A 13590-nucleotide genomic window follows, 5' to 3' on the forward strand; every position below is an offset into this window, starting at 1 on the left:
GGTCACCAAGAAAAATCCCTCTTCATTCAGAAGGGGGCTTTTTCTTTACGCATTATTATCTATGCAACCCTTATTCCAACCTGAACGTTTCTTGCCTGCTTTAGTCAGAGATGTGGCTGTGCGAACTTTTTTATAATCCAAAACATCACTTAGAACAGCCTCCCCTAATTTACCATACAGTTCACAATCAAGCTTAAGTGGACATGCTTCACAAGCACTTATAGCGAGTCTGCCAACTTCAGAAATATCACTACCCCTGTTTCTTTCTATGCGACGAGCGCGATCATAGTCGCCACGACCTCTATGACGTTCGGCAAAGCCAGCACGACGACGAATCCTGCCGAAAAGATTACACATCTCAACTATAATTCTATTTCTCTTCGTAAAATCTTCATCACTATAACTATTCGCATCAGGAACAAAATCTTCGCCTAAATAATCCAACGGCACAACATTACCGTCCGAATCAACAACATCAATAACGCCCACTCTGTTTGGCTTAGCAAGCTCCAACACTTCAACCGTCTTCGACTTCATATAGTAACTGTTATACCACAATATCCACAAATAATCAACCCCACAAAAAACTCCCCTGCTTTTTACAGAGGAGTTATGGCACCTGTTTGTTTGGTTCTACTATATCACCAAACGCGCTTATGGTGCAAGCAAAGGACTATTTTTTCTTAGAAATTGTCAAAAAGCCGTTGCGTGGGTTTTCTTTCACAATACGATCTTCTGGTAGATCACATGGCGTACCCTTTTCGTTCTTCTCAACCTTAGCGAAGAAGTAAATAGTTTGAGTCTTGCCGCCGCGCAAAGTTACGTCAGTCTTATGCAAGTAATATGTGATGCCCTTTGAGTTGGTATGTTTATAAGCCATTTGGTTATATACCTCCTATTAATGATATTCCTATATAGATTACTATCTCTATATCACCCCTGTCAAGCTAAAAAAGCTTATTTCGTCGCCTAAGCATCAACTTTAACATCCCCAGAACAACCAACCTCATTATGATAATCATGGCAATGAATATCGTCACCAGCAAAGACCACCCCGCGTAATCAGCTGACCATATCGGCGAGACGAAAGTGTGATAATACGGCTCAGTTGAAGGCGCTTCAAACTGCAAGTTAGTGGCTTTCGCGGCAGGATATTTCGCCCACTCCTCATTAATACAATTGATATACCTCGGATCCGCCTGTGTTGTAAATCGGCCGTAACCGCCTTGCTGCGCCCTAGCATCACAGACAGCCCTAACTTTCGACACAGTATCATTGTTAGACTGATTTTTTATCTCCTCCTCGAACTCTTTCAACTTCCGGTCATACATTTGTTTATACGTATGATCCAGCGCAATCTTCCCCGGATCAGCGTTCATATGTGTAGATACATAACGCTGCAAATCGTATAGTCGCTGCTGAAGATTGACTATATCTCCAGCCTTATCCGCGTTCTCTACAGATTCTCGTCGCTCGATCATACCAACATTATTCAGCCTCAAAAAAGTTGCCGAAATAAAACCAGACATAATCAATAAAATAACCAGCTGCCAAGTCTTGATCTGACTGAGTCGCTTAATTCTGAACTTGGTTTTCTTCTTGTCTATAGCCATCCCACCACCTTCTCTATGATTTTAGTATAGCAAATTATCCCAATGACGTGAATATTGTTACCGCTGCGGTGGTATAATATTTGTATGCGAATTTATTTTTCAGGAATTGGCGGCGTTGGTATAGGACCGCTGAGTAGAATTGCCTTAGAAGCCGGATATGACGTTTGCGGCTCCGACAGATCACCAAGTCTAATCACAAACGAATTAGAGTCAGCCGGAATTCATATTTCTTTTGATCAATCTGGCGCGTTTTTGCAATCAGAGCACGATAAATCACCATTTGATTGGTTTATTTACACCGCTGCTTTACCGGAAAATCACCCAGAACTAGTCTTGGCGCGAAAATTAGGCATAAAGACCAGCAAGCGCGACGAATTGCTGGCGCAAATAATCGCCGATAAAAACCTGAAACTTATCGCGGTTGCTGGCACCCACGGAAAAACCACAACAACGAGCATGCTAATCTGGACAATGGAGCAATTGCAAATTCCTGTCAGTTATTCTGTGGGTTCAACTTTAAGCTTTGGACCGAGCGGAACATTTGATAAAAATAGCCAATTTTTCGCATACGAGTGTGATGAATTTGACCGCAACTTTTTGCATTTTTCTCCAGAAATTAGCCTTATCACATCTGTTGATTACGACCATCCAGACACATATCCAACAAAAGAATCCTACTTAGACGCTTTCCGTGAATTCGGTAAAAAATCTAAAAAAGTTATCGCGTGGCAAGAAAATTCCGCCATATTTGATGAGAAAAATCTAACAATCTTGCACAATTCCAATAAAAACATCACTCTGCCCGGCGAGCACAACCGAAAGAACGCTACTTTGGCGATCGAAGCTTTGAGGCATATGGGAGTGGACGCGGAGGAGTTAGAAATATACCAAGCAATAAACTCTTTCCCCGGCTCAGGACGACGTTTTGAAAAGCTCGCCGGAAATCTATACTCTGACTATGGACATCACCCAGTTGAAATTCAAGCGACACTACAGATGGCTAAGGAGTTGTCAAACGATGTAGTTCTGGTTTATCAGCCACACCAAAATGTTCGCCAGCACGAGATAATTGATCAATACACTGATGATATTTTCCGTGATGCCAATGAAATTTACTGGCTGCCAACTTATTTAACTAGGGAAAATCCAGATTTATCAACCTTAACACCGCAACAACTTGCCAAAAATATCGACAAAGAAAAAGTTCATTTCGCTGAATTAGACGACAGTTTATGGCAAGAAATAACCGCGGCAAGGAACTCTGGAAAGCTCGTCCTGTGTATGGGCGCTGGCACAATCGACGGATGGATTCGCGAGCGATTAGCTAAAAACTAGCGATCATCGCCGCTGCCGTGAATCTTCCCCCGACTCTGGCGACTGAGCAGTTTGTCATTATTTCTGCGAGCCACTTCCTCTAAACTACAACCAAGCAAATGCGCTATAGAATTGACATACCATAACACATCACCGAGCTCTTTTATTATTGCGTCGCGGTCATTCTCTGAGATCTCGCCATTTTTATCACGTAGGATTTTCTTAAATTTCTCCATGACTTCACCAGATTCACCACTTAATCCCAATATCTGCGCCATCAATCTCGCGTCAACATCACCATATTTATGAGATTCCTTATCTGTTAAAGTAGAAATTGCTTTTGTTGAATAACCTTTAAATTGCATAATATTCCTTTCATTTATTAGCGCGCAACTCTTACGAAATTAATAGTTTTTCCTTCGCCAATCCACCTTTGTTCGTAAGTCGTCATTATTTTATATTCGTCATTTAGTGCGGATTCATGAAGGTCAAAGCTCAACTCTTTAATTTGCCATTTTTCTGACACTAATTGTTCCAAGCTCCAGCAGAAAAAATTGTGATCGTCGTGTTTAATTAATAAAGATCCGTCCGATTTTAGCAATGAAGAATACTTCTTCAAAAAATTAGGATGAGTCAAGCGGCGCCCAGCGCTATGCTTCCTCGGGAACGGATCAGGAAATGTCACCCAAATTTGCTCCAAAGAATTCTGCTCCACTAGTTGGTCTATTTGGTCAGCCCGCGCTCGAACGAAAAACACATTCTCCAGCCCTTTTTCTTCAGCGATTTTCGCACCCTTCTGTAACCGATCACCTTTCACGTCAATTGCTAAAAACGTCTTTTCAGGATGACGTAGTGCAAGCTCCACGCTGAATAGTCCAGTTCCAGCACCGATTTCCAAACAATCGACTTCCCGTTCTATCCACTCGTCAAATTCAAAACATAGAGGTGAATTGTGGAATAAAGCGAATTTATACTTCTTACGTTTTCTAGTGATAATAAATTGATTCGGATCGACAAAACTCATATTTTCTATTATACTAAATCAATAATGGATAAGCTTATAAAACAGTTTTTAGATTCTTCTACATTGGGTCAATGGCTGCATGGCAACAACCTTGGCTGGTTAATTAGTGAGCGCATTATCGACACGGTCAGCATTATTATCGGCTCTGTTTTTGTTTATTTTCTGGGGAAATATTTATTATCTTGGACTATCCATTATTCTATACGCTCCACCGCCAAACATCGTTCTTGGCACCGTAAAGATATAGAAAAGCGCGAAAAAACTCTCATCCAATTAACTCGCAGTTTCTGGCAAATTATTATAATTTTCTATGTCGCCGCGATTGTCGCCAATAAACTATTTCTATTTGATTTATCGCCGTTATTCGCCAGCGCCGGCATAATCGGTGTGGCGTTAGGATTTGGCGCTCAATCACTCGTTAAGGACTTCTTGTCTGGTATTTTCATCATCGCCGAAAATCAATATCGTGTTGGCGATGTTGTTGACGTAATGGGAGCCGCTGGAACCGTCGAGAGAGTCGGCACTCGCACTACTGTTATACGAGACTCTGAGGGTAATGTTCATTATGTTCCAAATGGCACGATTCAGCACGTTATCAATAAAACTATGGGCTATAGTATGTCGCGATTCAGCATTTATATCGACCCAAGTTCTGACATTTCTGCAGTTACAGACATCATTAACGCTACTGGTCAAGAATTGGCAGAAGAAAAGGCTTGGCAGAAGAAAATTATCGATCCGCCTAAATTCGTTTCCGTTGGTGATATTACTGGACGAGGAACAGAATTGATCATTGCCGGAAAAACTCAGCCATCCGATCAGTGGTCTGTTACCTCTGAAATGCGACATCGATTGCTACAAAACTTTGATCGTGAAGGAGTTCTTCTGGCAACTCTGCCGACCCCAACCTCAATAACCAGAAGATAAAAATTAATTATTAGACAAGCCTAATTCTTTATCGCTTAACACATCATTAGAAAACGCTTTGATCTTATTAACGCTCTCTACTTCTTTATCATAAATTCCCAAAAATTCCTTCAATGTATCCTTACTTACTGTGCCTTGCGCGTCAAATTCGTGACTTTTTTCATTCGCATCCTTGCTAATTTGATTGCGGCGAGAAGCGTATTCTGGGCGACTCAAATCCAATCGATAAGCGTCAGTCTTGTAATACATAAACATCGCGATCGATACTAGTAAAACTGAGGCCGCAATAGTCAGCCCAATAAATGTAGCGAATTTATAACTACGAAATAATTCCTTAGCCCTATTCATTGGAACCTCCAGACAGCGAATTTTTAATAACTTGCACTTCTTCTTTATATCTCACTAATAATTCATCCAATATCTTCACGTCCTCAGAAAGTTTATTACGAGCCTCGCGAGCGACGGTCAATTTTTGATAATAGTCCGCCACATTATTAGAGCAATTTACGCGCTGAAGATCGGTCATCGCGGTATCGTAATCGTTGTAATTGCTATTAAACTTAAGCCTCGTCGACTCGAATTCATTAGTAATATTCACCAACTTTGAGCTGTCCAGCTTATTGATTGCCAATCGACCGTTCAGCCTGGCCATAAGTTTGGTAGAAATAGAATTATATCTTTGTCCAACATTTACCCTAGTTAGAGCATCATTGGTATGGATGTTTTTAATAGCAACTCTTACGGAACTACAATTTCGCTCAAGCGTTTTTATAATCTCAGAATCAGCCGTAGCATCGACAGACTGAGCCTCAACTGCCCGTGGCGTCACTAACAAACTAGAAGCAATCAAAAAAGACGCGAGATAGAAAGTAACTTTTTTCATCACTTATATTATCTCACGTCTTCTTGAATAGAGTCAAATATTACTTGAAACGTTTTTCGACGTTGCCCTTAACATCTTTTGCGGTTTCTACTACAGCGTCTCCAACTTTCTGAGAGCCAGCTTTCAATGAGTCTACACTGTCTTTTGCTGCGGCAGTCGCTTTGCAAGCTACTTTTTCAGTGTCGGATTTCATTTTTACAGCTTTATCCTTCAAGTCTTTCCTTGTTTCCTTGCCGCTCTTTGGTGCAGTTAAAATTCCAGCTGTAAAACCTGCTGCTACTGCTCCGATAATTGCTAAAACTTTTTTCATATATTTACTCCTTTTTAATTATTTTTTACGAAATAAACCCGATATTTCACTAAAAACTTTTGTTGGCGACAACCATTCGGTTACACTAGCTACGTTAGTTGTAATTTTACTAACGCTTTTCATGACCGTATTAAGTCTTACCAACAAGGCGATGACCACTGCCAGTAGCGTTACGATAATAACCGACAACAATCCTACGATGACTGATAATAAAACGATGGCTGTTTGGATATCTTCCACGCTTTACCTTTCTGCAAAAGTTTATATTTGTTATGTTTATTTTAGCATGCTTGTTAAATTGTTTGTATTAGATAATCTAACTATTTCACTATAGCATAAGCTTATTAAATTGTCAATAGAGATGTCTGCTAATCGTTAATAATATGATAAACTGGTATGGTTATGCGAAATTTTTTCAAACGATACATACCGGAATTTGTTTATGGCGCGGTCGACGGCACAGTAACAACATTTGCAGTCGTGGCAGCTTCAGCTGGAGCTGGAATATCCAGTTCAGTCATTCTTATATTAGGAATTGCTAATTTAATAGCCGACGGATTCTCAATGGGCTCTAGCGCATATTTGGCAGCCAGCGCTGAACACGAAGAATCTGTGCGCGACAGCCAAAAACGCTCATCTCCAAAGATCATAGGCACAGTAACATTCTTAGCTTTCGTGGTGGTCGGCAGCGTGCCAGTATTGCCATATTTGATTGACGTAATTGCAAACTTAAAAGCGCCAAACGCGGTATTATTCTATGTTAGCTCGGCGCTAACTGCGGCAACGTTCTTAGCAATCGGCTTTATCAAAGGCAAAGTCAGCAAACAATCACCTTGGCAATCTGCAGGCATCACACTTCTCCTTGGGGCAATTGCGGCAGGATTAGCCTACTTTGCAGGCGACATTTTGTCGGCGTGGCTTGGTATTAGGATTTAGTATATTGTTCTTGTGTTTTGGTTTGGGTGGTTATTTGCATGGTACTGCAAGTACTGACGGTATGACGCGTTGTCATTCATAAGAAAAATCTCCTTTCGAGACAAAAGGAGATTTGGGGTTTGTGCTATATACTAACTGTTATCTTGAAATACAAAAATGCTGAACTGCGTATGTTTTGCTATTGTCACTACTGCGGCTGACGCCAAGTCCAATTTTCGTATAATCTGGGTTTTGTATCGCTTTGCGGTGTGGTTCTGAGTTCATCCACCAGTTAAAAGCATCTCTGCTTGTTGACTCGAAATCAGCCCAGTAAAAATTTTCACTAACCGTATGACAACCAGCTTTACTCATTAGGTTTGCCATTTCTGATGAATACCAATTATCTGTACCTGGTATATTATGCTGTTTATATCCCTTGGCTAACATATCGTCAGATTTTAGCTGCGCACTCATGTGTATATTTTCGTCGTTCGTTAATGGCGCCACCCCGATCCGTGCGCGTTCAATATTAACCAATTCCAAGATTTCGCCAGCATCTACAGGACCAACATCATACTTGCTCTTTGGTTGCTCCTGTTTTTGCTCCTGAGCTACTTCAGTAACTGCTTGAGCGTTTAGACGGGTCTTTAGCCATAAACCACCACCAGCGCCTGCTATAAGCAGTAAAACAGCGATGACTATAACCTTTTTCATACCCTCACACTAGCACAACCAAAACGGTAGATCAATATTGCAAATATTCTACAAACCCAATTCGCGTAGCTGAGCGGGATCAACAACTGATGGTGAATTCATCATCACATCCACACCAGAGCCATTCTTTGGAAACGCCAGAGTCTCACGAACGTTTTGCTCATCGGTCAATTCCATCAAAATACGATCAACTCCAAAAGCGCATCCTGCATGAGGCGGAGCGCCGTATTTGAAAGCGCCAAGCATAGCACCAAACTTCTCTTCAACATAAGATTCACTGAAGCCCAGCAGACCGAACACTTTGTACAATACCGCTGGATTATGGTTGCGAACGCCGCCAGAGCAAATCTCATAACCATTCATCACCATATCAAACTGATCGGCGACAATGGATAATTTTTCGGCGTCAGTTTCAGCAGACTCCAGAGCTTGCAAACCACCCTTTGGCATACTGAACGGATTATGTCCAAAGTCAAGCTTCTTACTACGCTCATCCCATTCGTAAAACGGAAAATCAATAATCCAAGCAAACGCCACGACAGATGGATCTTTAAGATTAAAATGCGAGGCAAATTCATTACGCAAGCGTCCCAACACAGCGTTAACAACCGAGCGAGAATCAGCGCCAAAGAACACTGCATCGCCATCAACCGCACCAGTTCTCTGCTGGATATCAGCTAATTCCTTCTCACTCAAGAATTTCGCAATTGGAGATTTTGCTTCACCGTCTTGATATGTAATGTACGCCAAACCGCCAGCGCCTTCACTCTTAGCGATGTTGGTGAAATTGTCAATTTGCTTGCGGCTCAAACTTGCGCCATTTTTTACGCAAATAGCCTTAATGCACTCGGCATTTTTAAATACACCAAACTCAGTCCCCAAGAACACGTCCGTCAGTTCTATCAATTCCATACCAAATCGCAAATCCGGCTTATCAGAACCGTAAGTTTCCATGGCGTCGCGATACGAAATTCGCGGAATTGAACTGCCATCACCAACCGCCAAATCGCTCAAATCCAACAATTTTTTACCAGCAAAATCAGTTGCCAATTGCTTCATCAAAGGCTCAACTTCAGTGCGAACTTCTTCGCCATTTTCAGCAAAACTCATCTCCAAATCAAGCTGATAAAACTCGCCATACAAGCGATCTGCTCGCGGATCTTCGTCGCGGAAACAAGCCGCCAACTGATAATAACGCGGCACGCCACCAACCATCAGCAACTGCTTAAACTGCTGCGGAGCTTGTGGCAAGGCGTAAAACTTCCCTTCCTGCAAACGACTCGGAATCAGAAAATCACGCGCACCCTCAGGACTTGAGTTAGCCAAAATTGGCGTTTGAATTTCAATAAAATCTCGATTGTCCATATACTCATGGATTCGACGATACATTTCGGCGCGCTTTTTAAGCATGTTTTGCATTTTTGGACGACGCAAATCAAGATAACGATATTTGAATCTTAGTTCTTCGCCAGCTTGATTATCCTCGGCAAATGGCTGAATTGGTAAAGTTTCAGCTCGGTTCAAAATTTCCAAATTGTCCACAACAATTTCCACATCGCCACTGGCAATATTCGGATTTTTCAGACCTTCACCACGCTCCGCAACCACGCCACAAGCACGAACCACAAACTCATCTCGTAAGCTTTCCGCCAAAGAGAAAGCATCTTTTTTATCAGGATTAATAACCAACTGAACCAAACCCGTGTGGTCGCGCAAATCAATAAAAATCAATCCGCCATGATCACGCCTGGAATGAACCCAGCCCGCAACTGTAATATTTTCACCAACTTTTTTAGAAGTTTCTGCCGCCAAAATTCTATTTTTCATATCTGTTATTATAGCATAATCTGAGCAAATTCCCAGAATTAAACATCTCGTCGAGTTTTTGTGGGCAAATTATTTTTCTGCGGATTAGCCGTGGCGGCCTTACGAATATCTCCATAAACATCATATTCGTCAATGATTTTCTGACCTAATAACGCTTCAATTACGTCTTCTAAGCTCAGTAGACCAACTGTTTCTCGAAACTCATTTACAACAATAAACAAGTGATGCTGCGTTTTCAAAAATGCAGCCAAGGCGTGCTGTAGAGTTTGATTTTCGCGAATATAATAGACATCTTTGCTCATGACTGTTTCCGCACGATGAGATTTTGCTTTGCGATCAATCGTCAACAAATCCTGAATTCTCAACATGCCAACAACATGGTCGATGTCGCCGTCAATGACAGGAAATCTGCTATACCCTTTTTTATGAAGATCATCAAGCACTAGCGGCCCGAGAAGTTCATTCATGGGCACCGATTCAATCATGCTTCGCGGCGTCATAATTTCCTCGACCTTCATATCGTTGAACTTCAGTCCGTTAGTAATAAGCTTTTTCTCAGAAGATGAAATCGCCCCGCCGGATTGAGCCACCATTTCCAGCAATTCTTCTTTCGATTCAATCACCCGACTATCACCAACCACTGGCGACACCGAACGGATCAGCGACAAAATTACTTGATGTCGCTCAATTGTCGTTAAAATTAGCGGTTCATATTTTTCATAAAGTTGCTGTGAGTATTTCTGCCACAAACCAATTCGCGCGACAGCTCCGATTTCCAGGGCTATTATAATTGACAAAATGAGCCCAGCCGCCCAATTGAACAAATAAACGCTAATAACACTTAAAATTACCAAACATAAAGAAGCCACGGCGCGCTGCAATGAAATAATATCTCGTAAAAATTCTCTTTGTCGCAAAAGAATCTTGGCCTTTTCATCGCCTAGCCCACTTCTCCGCCGTAGCTCAAATTGGCTATGCGAAGACGTTTTCGGCTGAACTCCCAGCACTATCAGCAAAACAGCCAAAGTAACCAAATATCCAAAAATTAGCACAATCGTCATAGTTTTATTGTACCGCATTCCGTGCTATACTTACTAGAGTAAATGGAGGTAAAATGAATAAGAAAAGCTGGATAATTTTTGCAATTATTGTAGTGGCAATTGTTGGCGGAATGGTTTATATTTCGACACAAAATCGACTAAACATTAGCGACATCAACAACGATCAGCTGAACACGGCTATCAGCGCAGAATCAAGAAATGGCAATATCGCGGATCATGAAATTGGTAGCAAAGACGCCAAAGTAACAATTATCGAATACGCCGACTATCAATGCCCTGGCTGTGGCACCGCTGCACCAAAAGCTGAAGCGCTAGCTAAAAAATATAAAGATCACGTTCGATTAATTTTCCGTAATTTCCCAATTGCAAGCTCACACCCTAACGCACGAGCTGCCGCTGCCGTAGCTGAAGCTGCTGGTTTACAGAGTAAATTCTGGGAAATGAATGAACTTCTATATGCAAATCAGGACGCCTGGAAAAACGCCAACACTACAGAACGCGACAACATTTTCAAATCTTATGCTGAACAATTGAAACTTAATATCGATCAATATAAAACCGATATTGCCAGTAACAGGGTTAAAAATAAAATTGACTTCGATATGGCTCTCGGTCGCAAACACGGCGTTGCCGCAACACCAACTTTCTACATAAATGGAAAAAACACTGAGATGGACAGCTCTGGCTCAATTGAATCATCAGTCAAGGAAGCCTTGAAAAAAGCTGGCGTTGAAGTAAAAGATTAACGAATTTTCACACAAACCAAAATCCCGCTCCGGTGCCTTGGAGCGGGATTTGTTTATAGTCGTCCCTATTCTATCGTTGGAGCGACCGTACTACTTTTTATTGCGCTATATATGTTTGCCATTCGGCAGGCACCACATCCACCGCGATCTTTTTGCGCCTTGATGGCACAAATTTGATTGCTATTGGCATGTGTTTTGCACTCCTTATTATTATGTGCAGCCCCACGCGCTTCGACCTTTATCACTTAATATCAGCAATTTAATGCTTCGGCGCGAGACATGCTAACAATGTTACCAAACGTTTATTGGCACGTCAAGCAAAAACATTTTGAAAATGCTTATTATATATATTAGAATAAGCGGAGTCGCTTAGCAACAAACATAACAAGTAAAATCAACAACACCGTAAAACTAGTGATAACTGGATACGCCCAAGGCTCGCCCTGAAATGGTAACGCGATATTCATTCCATACATTCCGTAAAAAACGTTCGGAATAGCCAGAAGAATTGTTATGGCGGTCAATGCCTTCATGCGTTGGTTCAGCGTATTATTAGCAACCGTCGAATAAGCGTTTTGAATGCTGGAAATTGTGTGCGTGCTGGAACTTATCGCCACTAAAACTTGCCTGATGTGTAGATCGACGTCCTCCAAGGCTTCCAGATCTCTGGTCTTAAATAAGTGGCGACGGTTTTCCATTAGTTGTGTAATAACGCGGGACATCCCTTCCAAACTGCTTCGATATTCATTAAGCGTGTCTTCAATTGCGACAAATTTAATAAAATCCGAATTCTCAACTTCATGACGACTTAGTCGCCGACGAGCATCGCTAATTTGCTCCGTTAACAAATGCACGCGTTGTTCATATTGAGAAATAATATACGCCAAATTCGCAGCAAAAACTCCCGCTGGGCGCTCGGTTGTGCTAAATAAATAATCGCTAACCTCCAGGGGTGAAAATTTAACATGAGGCGATATTGTAATATAATGACCGCCGCTAATTGCAATCAAAAACGGTGCCGTTTTACCAGAATCAGTTTGACCAAATGGTATGCGTGTAAAAATATATTCAACGCCATCAGAAAACTCCGCTCGAGGTAATTCATGGATGTCCAGTACGTCACGGACAATATTAGCAGACAGCGACAAAGCCTTTGAAACTCGAGTAGCATCAAGACTCCCGGTCAAATTAATCCAACCGTTTTTATGCATTCGCTGAGCTTGCGTCAACTTTTCAGTCAACGATCTGCGTTCAAAATAGCCCACCATCATGAGAAAATTATAATATACATAAGCAATATTAGCAATCTGTCGAATTGCAATTAAACTTTATCGGCGGCGCAGGAAATAATAGCCCACAACAAATGCCAGCACTACACTGATCGCGGTAATCGCCCAAAACATCAATGGATTATCGGCGCCCGGAACCGGCACGTTCATACCATACAAACCAGCGATCATCGTCGGAATAGTCAAAGCCACGGTAATTACGGTTAGCAGGCGAATTGTTTCGTTAAGGCGCGTATCCATCACCGCCCTATAGCTGTCGCGCACATTAGTAATCGTCCTCAACAAACTTTTACAACGCGCAATCACCTGCTCCAAATCAATCGAAATATCCTCAACGTCTTCCTTGTCATCAGCTTTCAGTCGCAACTTCTGAGTCGCCAAAAGTCTCTCAATTGCCCAGTTCATCGGAATTAACGCGTCAAGATAATCATTCAATTTGCGCTCATACTCCGCCAGTGTGGCAATGTCATTAACTCTCAGTGTATGAATACTGTCCGTAGCCGCTCGCATTTGGCGATTAATCGTTGCCACACGCCGCTGATATTGCGTTGAAATTGCCTCAACCATCGCCACCAAAAGCTCAACTTGTCGATCCGTCCTAATTCGCACTTTATCGATAAATGGCTGCCATAATCGCCCCAAACTATCTCTAGACAACGTCACGATATGATCTTTATTGATGCAGAATAAAATCGGCGTGGTAAAATCGTTAAAATCGTCGTCAGTGTCTGGCAGTCGCGCAATCAAATAAGTCCACTCATCATCAAACTCAATACGCGGCACCTCATGCGGGTCAAGCGCGTCACTTATCAAATCCTCATCCAAGCCCAGCGTCAACAATTGCGAAACCTCTTCGTCGCTCGGTCTTTCGCAGCGCACCCACGAACCAGACTGCAAATTTTCTTGCGGACTAATTACTGAATCACTATTTGTTGAACGAAGATATTGCAACATAATTTCATATTAT

General features: G+C 41.9%; 18 protein-coding genes. 4 read left to right on the forward strand and 14 right to left on the reverse strand.

What is annotated here, in order from left to right; genetic code table 11:
* Window positions 1-45 precede the first annotated feature (45 nt).
* The 3 genes from LRM47_RS01890 to LRM47_RS01900 form a co-directional block, all read right to left on the reverse strand.
* Window positions 46-537 carry a hypothetical protein gene (locus LRM47_RS01890; RefSeq protein ID WP_243822605.1) on the reverse strand — a complete coding sequence of 164 codons (492 nt, stop codon included), beginning with the start codon at window positions 535-537 and terminating at the stop codon, window positions 46-48.
* A 136-nt stretch (window positions 538-673) separates the two neighbouring features.
* Window positions 674-880 (reverse strand): hypothetical protein, encoded by a 207-nt coding sequence (locus LRM47_RS01895; protein ID WP_082001355.1) that lies wholly within the window; start codon window positions 878-880, stop codon window positions 674-676.
* A 67-nt stretch (window positions 881-947) separates the two neighbouring features.
* Window positions 948-1613, reverse strand: coding sequence for a hypothetical protein (locus LRM47_RS01900; protein ID WP_243822606.1), 666 nt, complete (start codon window positions 1611-1613; stop codon window positions 948-950).
* A gap of 84 nt (window positions 1614-1697) precedes the next feature.
* Between LRM47_RS01900 and LRM47_RS01905 the strand changes: the two genes are divergently transcribed.
* Window positions 1698-2948 (forward strand): UDP-N-acetylmuramate--L-alanine ligase, encoded by a 1251-nt coding sequence (locus LRM47_RS01905; RefSeq protein WP_243822607.1) that lies wholly within the window; start codon window positions 1698-1700, stop codon window positions 2946-2948.
* Here LRM47_RS01905 and LRM47_RS01910 read toward each other — a convergent pair.
* Together LRM47_RS01910 and trmB are read right to left on the reverse strand one after the other, a co-directional pair.
* A complete protein-coding gene (locus LRM47_RS01910) occupies window positions 2945-3292 on the reverse strand; it encodes a nucleoside triphosphate pyrophosphohydrolase family protein (RefSeq protein WP_243822608.1) in 348 nt (115 codons plus the stop codon). The two genes, LRM47_RS01905 and LRM47_RS01910, sit on opposite strands and share 4 nt — an antisense overlap.
* A 17-nt stretch (window positions 3293-3309) precedes the next feature.
* Window positions 3310-3951, reverse strand: a complete 642-nt coding sequence (gene trmB / locus LRM47_RS01915; protein WP_243822609.1) for a tRNA (guanosine(46)-N7)-methyltransferase TrmB — start codon at window positions 3949-3951, stop codon at window positions 3310-3312.
* A gap of 24 nt (window positions 3952-3975) precedes the next feature.
* On the opposite strand from trmB, the gene LRM47_RS01920 reads away from it, so the two are divergent.
* A complete protein-coding gene (locus LRM47_RS01920) occupies window positions 3976-4878 on the forward strand; it encodes a mechanosensitive ion channel family protein (protein ID WP_243822610.1) in 903 nt (300 codons plus the stop codon).
* 3 nt (window positions 4879-4881) lie between these two features.
* Here the strand turns inward: LRM47_RS01920 and LRM47_RS01925 are convergent, their stop codons facing one another.
* The 4 genes from LRM47_RS01925 to LRM47_RS01940 are packed head-to-tail and all read right to left on the reverse strand — an operon-like array spanning window position 4882 to window position 6311.
* On the reverse strand, window positions 4882-5226 hold the full coding sequence (locus tag LRM47_RS01925) for a hypothetical protein (protein WP_243822611.1): 345 nt from the start codon (window positions 5224-5226) through the stop codon (window positions 4882-4884).
* Window positions 5219-5761: a hypothetical protein gene (locus LRM47_RS01930; RefSeq protein ID WP_243822612.1), complete on the reverse strand. Its 543-nt coding sequence runs from the start codon at window positions 5759-5761 to the stop codon at window positions 5219-5221. Before LRM47_RS01930 ends, LRM47_RS01925 begins: the two co-directional genes overlap by 8 nt.
* Window positions 5762-5801: 40 nt before the next feature.
* Complete coding sequence (locus LRM47_RS01935; RefSeq protein WP_243822613.1) at window positions 5802-6071, reverse strand: YtxH domain-containing protein; 270 nt, start codon at window positions 6069-6071, stop codon at window positions 5802-5804.
* Between the two features lie 18 nt (window positions 6072-6089).
* The gene (locus LRM47_RS01940; protein ID WP_243822614.1) at window positions 6090-6311 is read right to left on the reverse strand and encodes a hypothetical protein; all 222 of its coding nucleotides are present in this window, start codon (window positions 6309-6311) and stop codon (window positions 6090-6092) included.
* 162 nt (window positions 6312-6473) lie between these two features.
* Here LRM47_RS01940 and LRM47_RS01945 point away from each other — a divergent pair, with 162 nt between their 5' ends.
* Window positions 6474-7007 carry a VIT1/CCC1 transporter family protein gene (locus LRM47_RS01945; protein ID WP_243822615.1) on the forward strand — a complete coding sequence of 178 codons (534 nt, stop codon included), beginning with the start codon at window positions 6474-6476 and terminating at the stop codon, window positions 7005-7007.
* A 138-nt stretch (window positions 7008-7145) separates the two neighbouring features.
* Here the strand turns inward: LRM47_RS01945 and LRM47_RS01950 are convergent, their stop codons facing one another.
* Genes LRM47_RS01950 through LRM47_RS01960 form a run of 3 tightly spaced genes read right to left on the reverse strand, consistent with a single transcriptional unit; the run spans window position 7146 to window position 10588 of the window.
* Window positions 7146-7700 carry a CAP domain-containing protein gene (locus tag LRM47_RS01950; RefSeq protein WP_243822616.1) on the reverse strand — a complete coding sequence of 185 codons (555 nt, stop codon included), beginning with the start codon at window positions 7698-7700 and terminating at the stop codon, window positions 7146-7148.
* A gap of 48 nt (window positions 7701-7748) precedes the next feature.
* Window positions 7749-9527 (reverse strand): aspartate--tRNA ligase, encoded by a 1779-nt coding sequence (gene aspS / locus LRM47_RS01955; protein ID WP_243822617.1) that lies wholly within the window; start codon window positions 9525-9527, stop codon window positions 7749-7751.
* Between the two features lie 38 nt (window positions 9528-9565).
* Window positions 9566-10588, reverse strand: a complete 1023-nt coding sequence (locus LRM47_RS01960; RefSeq protein ID WP_165000046.1) for a CBS domain-containing protein — start codon at window positions 10586-10588, stop codon at window positions 9566-9568.
* 53 nt (window positions 10589-10641) lie between these two features.
* On the opposite strand from LRM47_RS01960, the gene LRM47_RS01965 reads away from it, so the two are divergent.
* Entirely contained in the window at window positions 10642-11334 is a 693-nt protein-coding gene (locus tag LRM47_RS01965) for a DsbA family protein (protein WP_243822618.1), read from the forward strand.
* Between the two features lie 350 nt (window positions 11335-11684).
* Here the strand turns inward: LRM47_RS01965 and LRM47_RS01970 are convergent, their stop codons facing one another.
* On the reverse strand, window positions 11685-12605 hold the full coding sequence (locus LRM47_RS01970) for a CorA family divalent cation transporter (protein WP_129743571.1): 921 nt from the start codon (window positions 12603-12605) through the stop codon (window positions 11685-11687).
* A gap of 57 nt (window positions 12606-12662) precedes the next feature.
* Window positions 12663-13577 (reverse strand): magnesium transporter CorA family protein, encoded by a 915-nt coding sequence (locus LRM47_RS01975; protein ID WP_243822619.1) that lies wholly within the window; start codon window positions 13575-13577, stop codon window positions 12663-12665.
* Window positions 13578-13590 lie beyond the last annotated feature (13 nt).

The sequence above is a fragment of the Candidatus Nanosynbacter sp. TM7-076 genome (assembly GCF_022828325.1).
GTDB lineage: Bacteria > Patescibacteriota > Saccharimonadia > Saccharimonadales > Saccharimonadaceae > Nanosynbacter.

Excerpts from the sequence above, each read along its gene's own strand:
- LRM47_RS01930 (WP_243822612.1), bottom strand. The coding sequence starts at position 5,761 with ATGAAAAAAGTTACTTTCTATCTCGCGTCTTTTTTGATTGCTTCTAGT.
- LRM47_RS01905 (WP_243822607.1), top strand. The coding sequence starts at position 1,698 with ATGCGAATTTATTTTTCAGGAATTGGCGGCGTTGGTATAGGACCGCTG.
- LRM47_RS01960 (WP_165000046.1), bottom strand. The coding sequence starts at position 10,588 with ATGACGATTGTGCTAATTTTTGGATATTTGGTTACTTTGGCTGTTTTG.
- LRM47_RS01925 (WP_243822611.1), bottom strand. The coding sequence starts at position 5,226 with ATGAATAGGGCTAAGGAATTATTTCGTAGTTATAAATTCGCTACATTT.
- LRM47_RS01890 (WP_243822605.1), bottom strand. The coding sequence starts at position 537 with ATGAAGTCGAAGACGGTTGAAGTGTTGGAGCTTGCTAAGCCAAACAGA.
- LRM47_RS01900 (WP_243822606.1), bottom strand. The coding sequence starts at position 1,613 with ATGGCTATAGACAAGAAGAAAACCAAGTTCAGAATTAAGCGACTCAGT.
- LRM47_RS01935 (WP_243822613.1), bottom strand. The coding sequence starts at position 6,071 with ATGAAAAAAGTTTTAGCAATTATCGGAGCAGTAGCAGCAGGTTTTACA.
- LRM47_RS01945 (WP_243822615.1), top strand. The coding sequence starts at position 6,474 with ATGCGAAATTTTTTCAAACGATACATACCGGAATTTGTTTATGGCGCG.
- LRM47_RS01895 (WP_082001355.1), bottom strand. The coding sequence starts at position 880 with ATGGCTTATAAACATACCAACTCAAAGGGCATCACATATTACTTGCAT.
- LRM47_RS01975 (WP_243822619.1), bottom strand. The coding sequence starts at position 13,577 with ATGTTGCAATATCTTCGTTCAACAAATAGTGATTCAGTAATTAGTCCG.
- LRM47_RS01910 (WP_243822608.1), bottom strand. The coding sequence starts at position 3,292 with ATGCAATTTAAAGGTTATTCAACAAAAGCAATTTCTACTTTAACAGAT.
- LRM47_RS01920 (WP_243822610.1), top strand. The coding sequence starts at position 3,976 with ATGGATAAGCTTATAAAACAGTTTTTAGATTCTTCTACATTGGGTCAA.
- LRM47_RS01970 (WP_129743571.1), bottom strand. The coding sequence starts at position 12,605 with ATGATGGTGGGCTATTTTGAACGCAGATCGTTGACTGAAAAGTTGACG.
- LRM47_RS01950 (WP_243822616.1), bottom strand. The coding sequence starts at position 7,700 with ATGAAAAAGGTTATAGTCATCGCTGTTTTACTGCTTATAGCAGGCGCT.
- trmB (WP_243822609.1), bottom strand. The coding sequence starts at position 3,951 with ATGAGTTTTGTCGATCCGAATCAATTTATTATCACTAGAAAACGTAAG.
- aspS (WP_243822617.1), bottom strand. The coding sequence starts at position 9,527 with ATGAAAAATAGAATTTTGGCGGCAGAAACTTCTAAAAAAGTTGGTGAA.
- LRM47_RS01965 (WP_243822618.1), top strand. The coding sequence starts at position 10,642 with ATGAATAAGAAAAGCTGGATAATTTTTGCAATTATTGTAGTGGCAATT.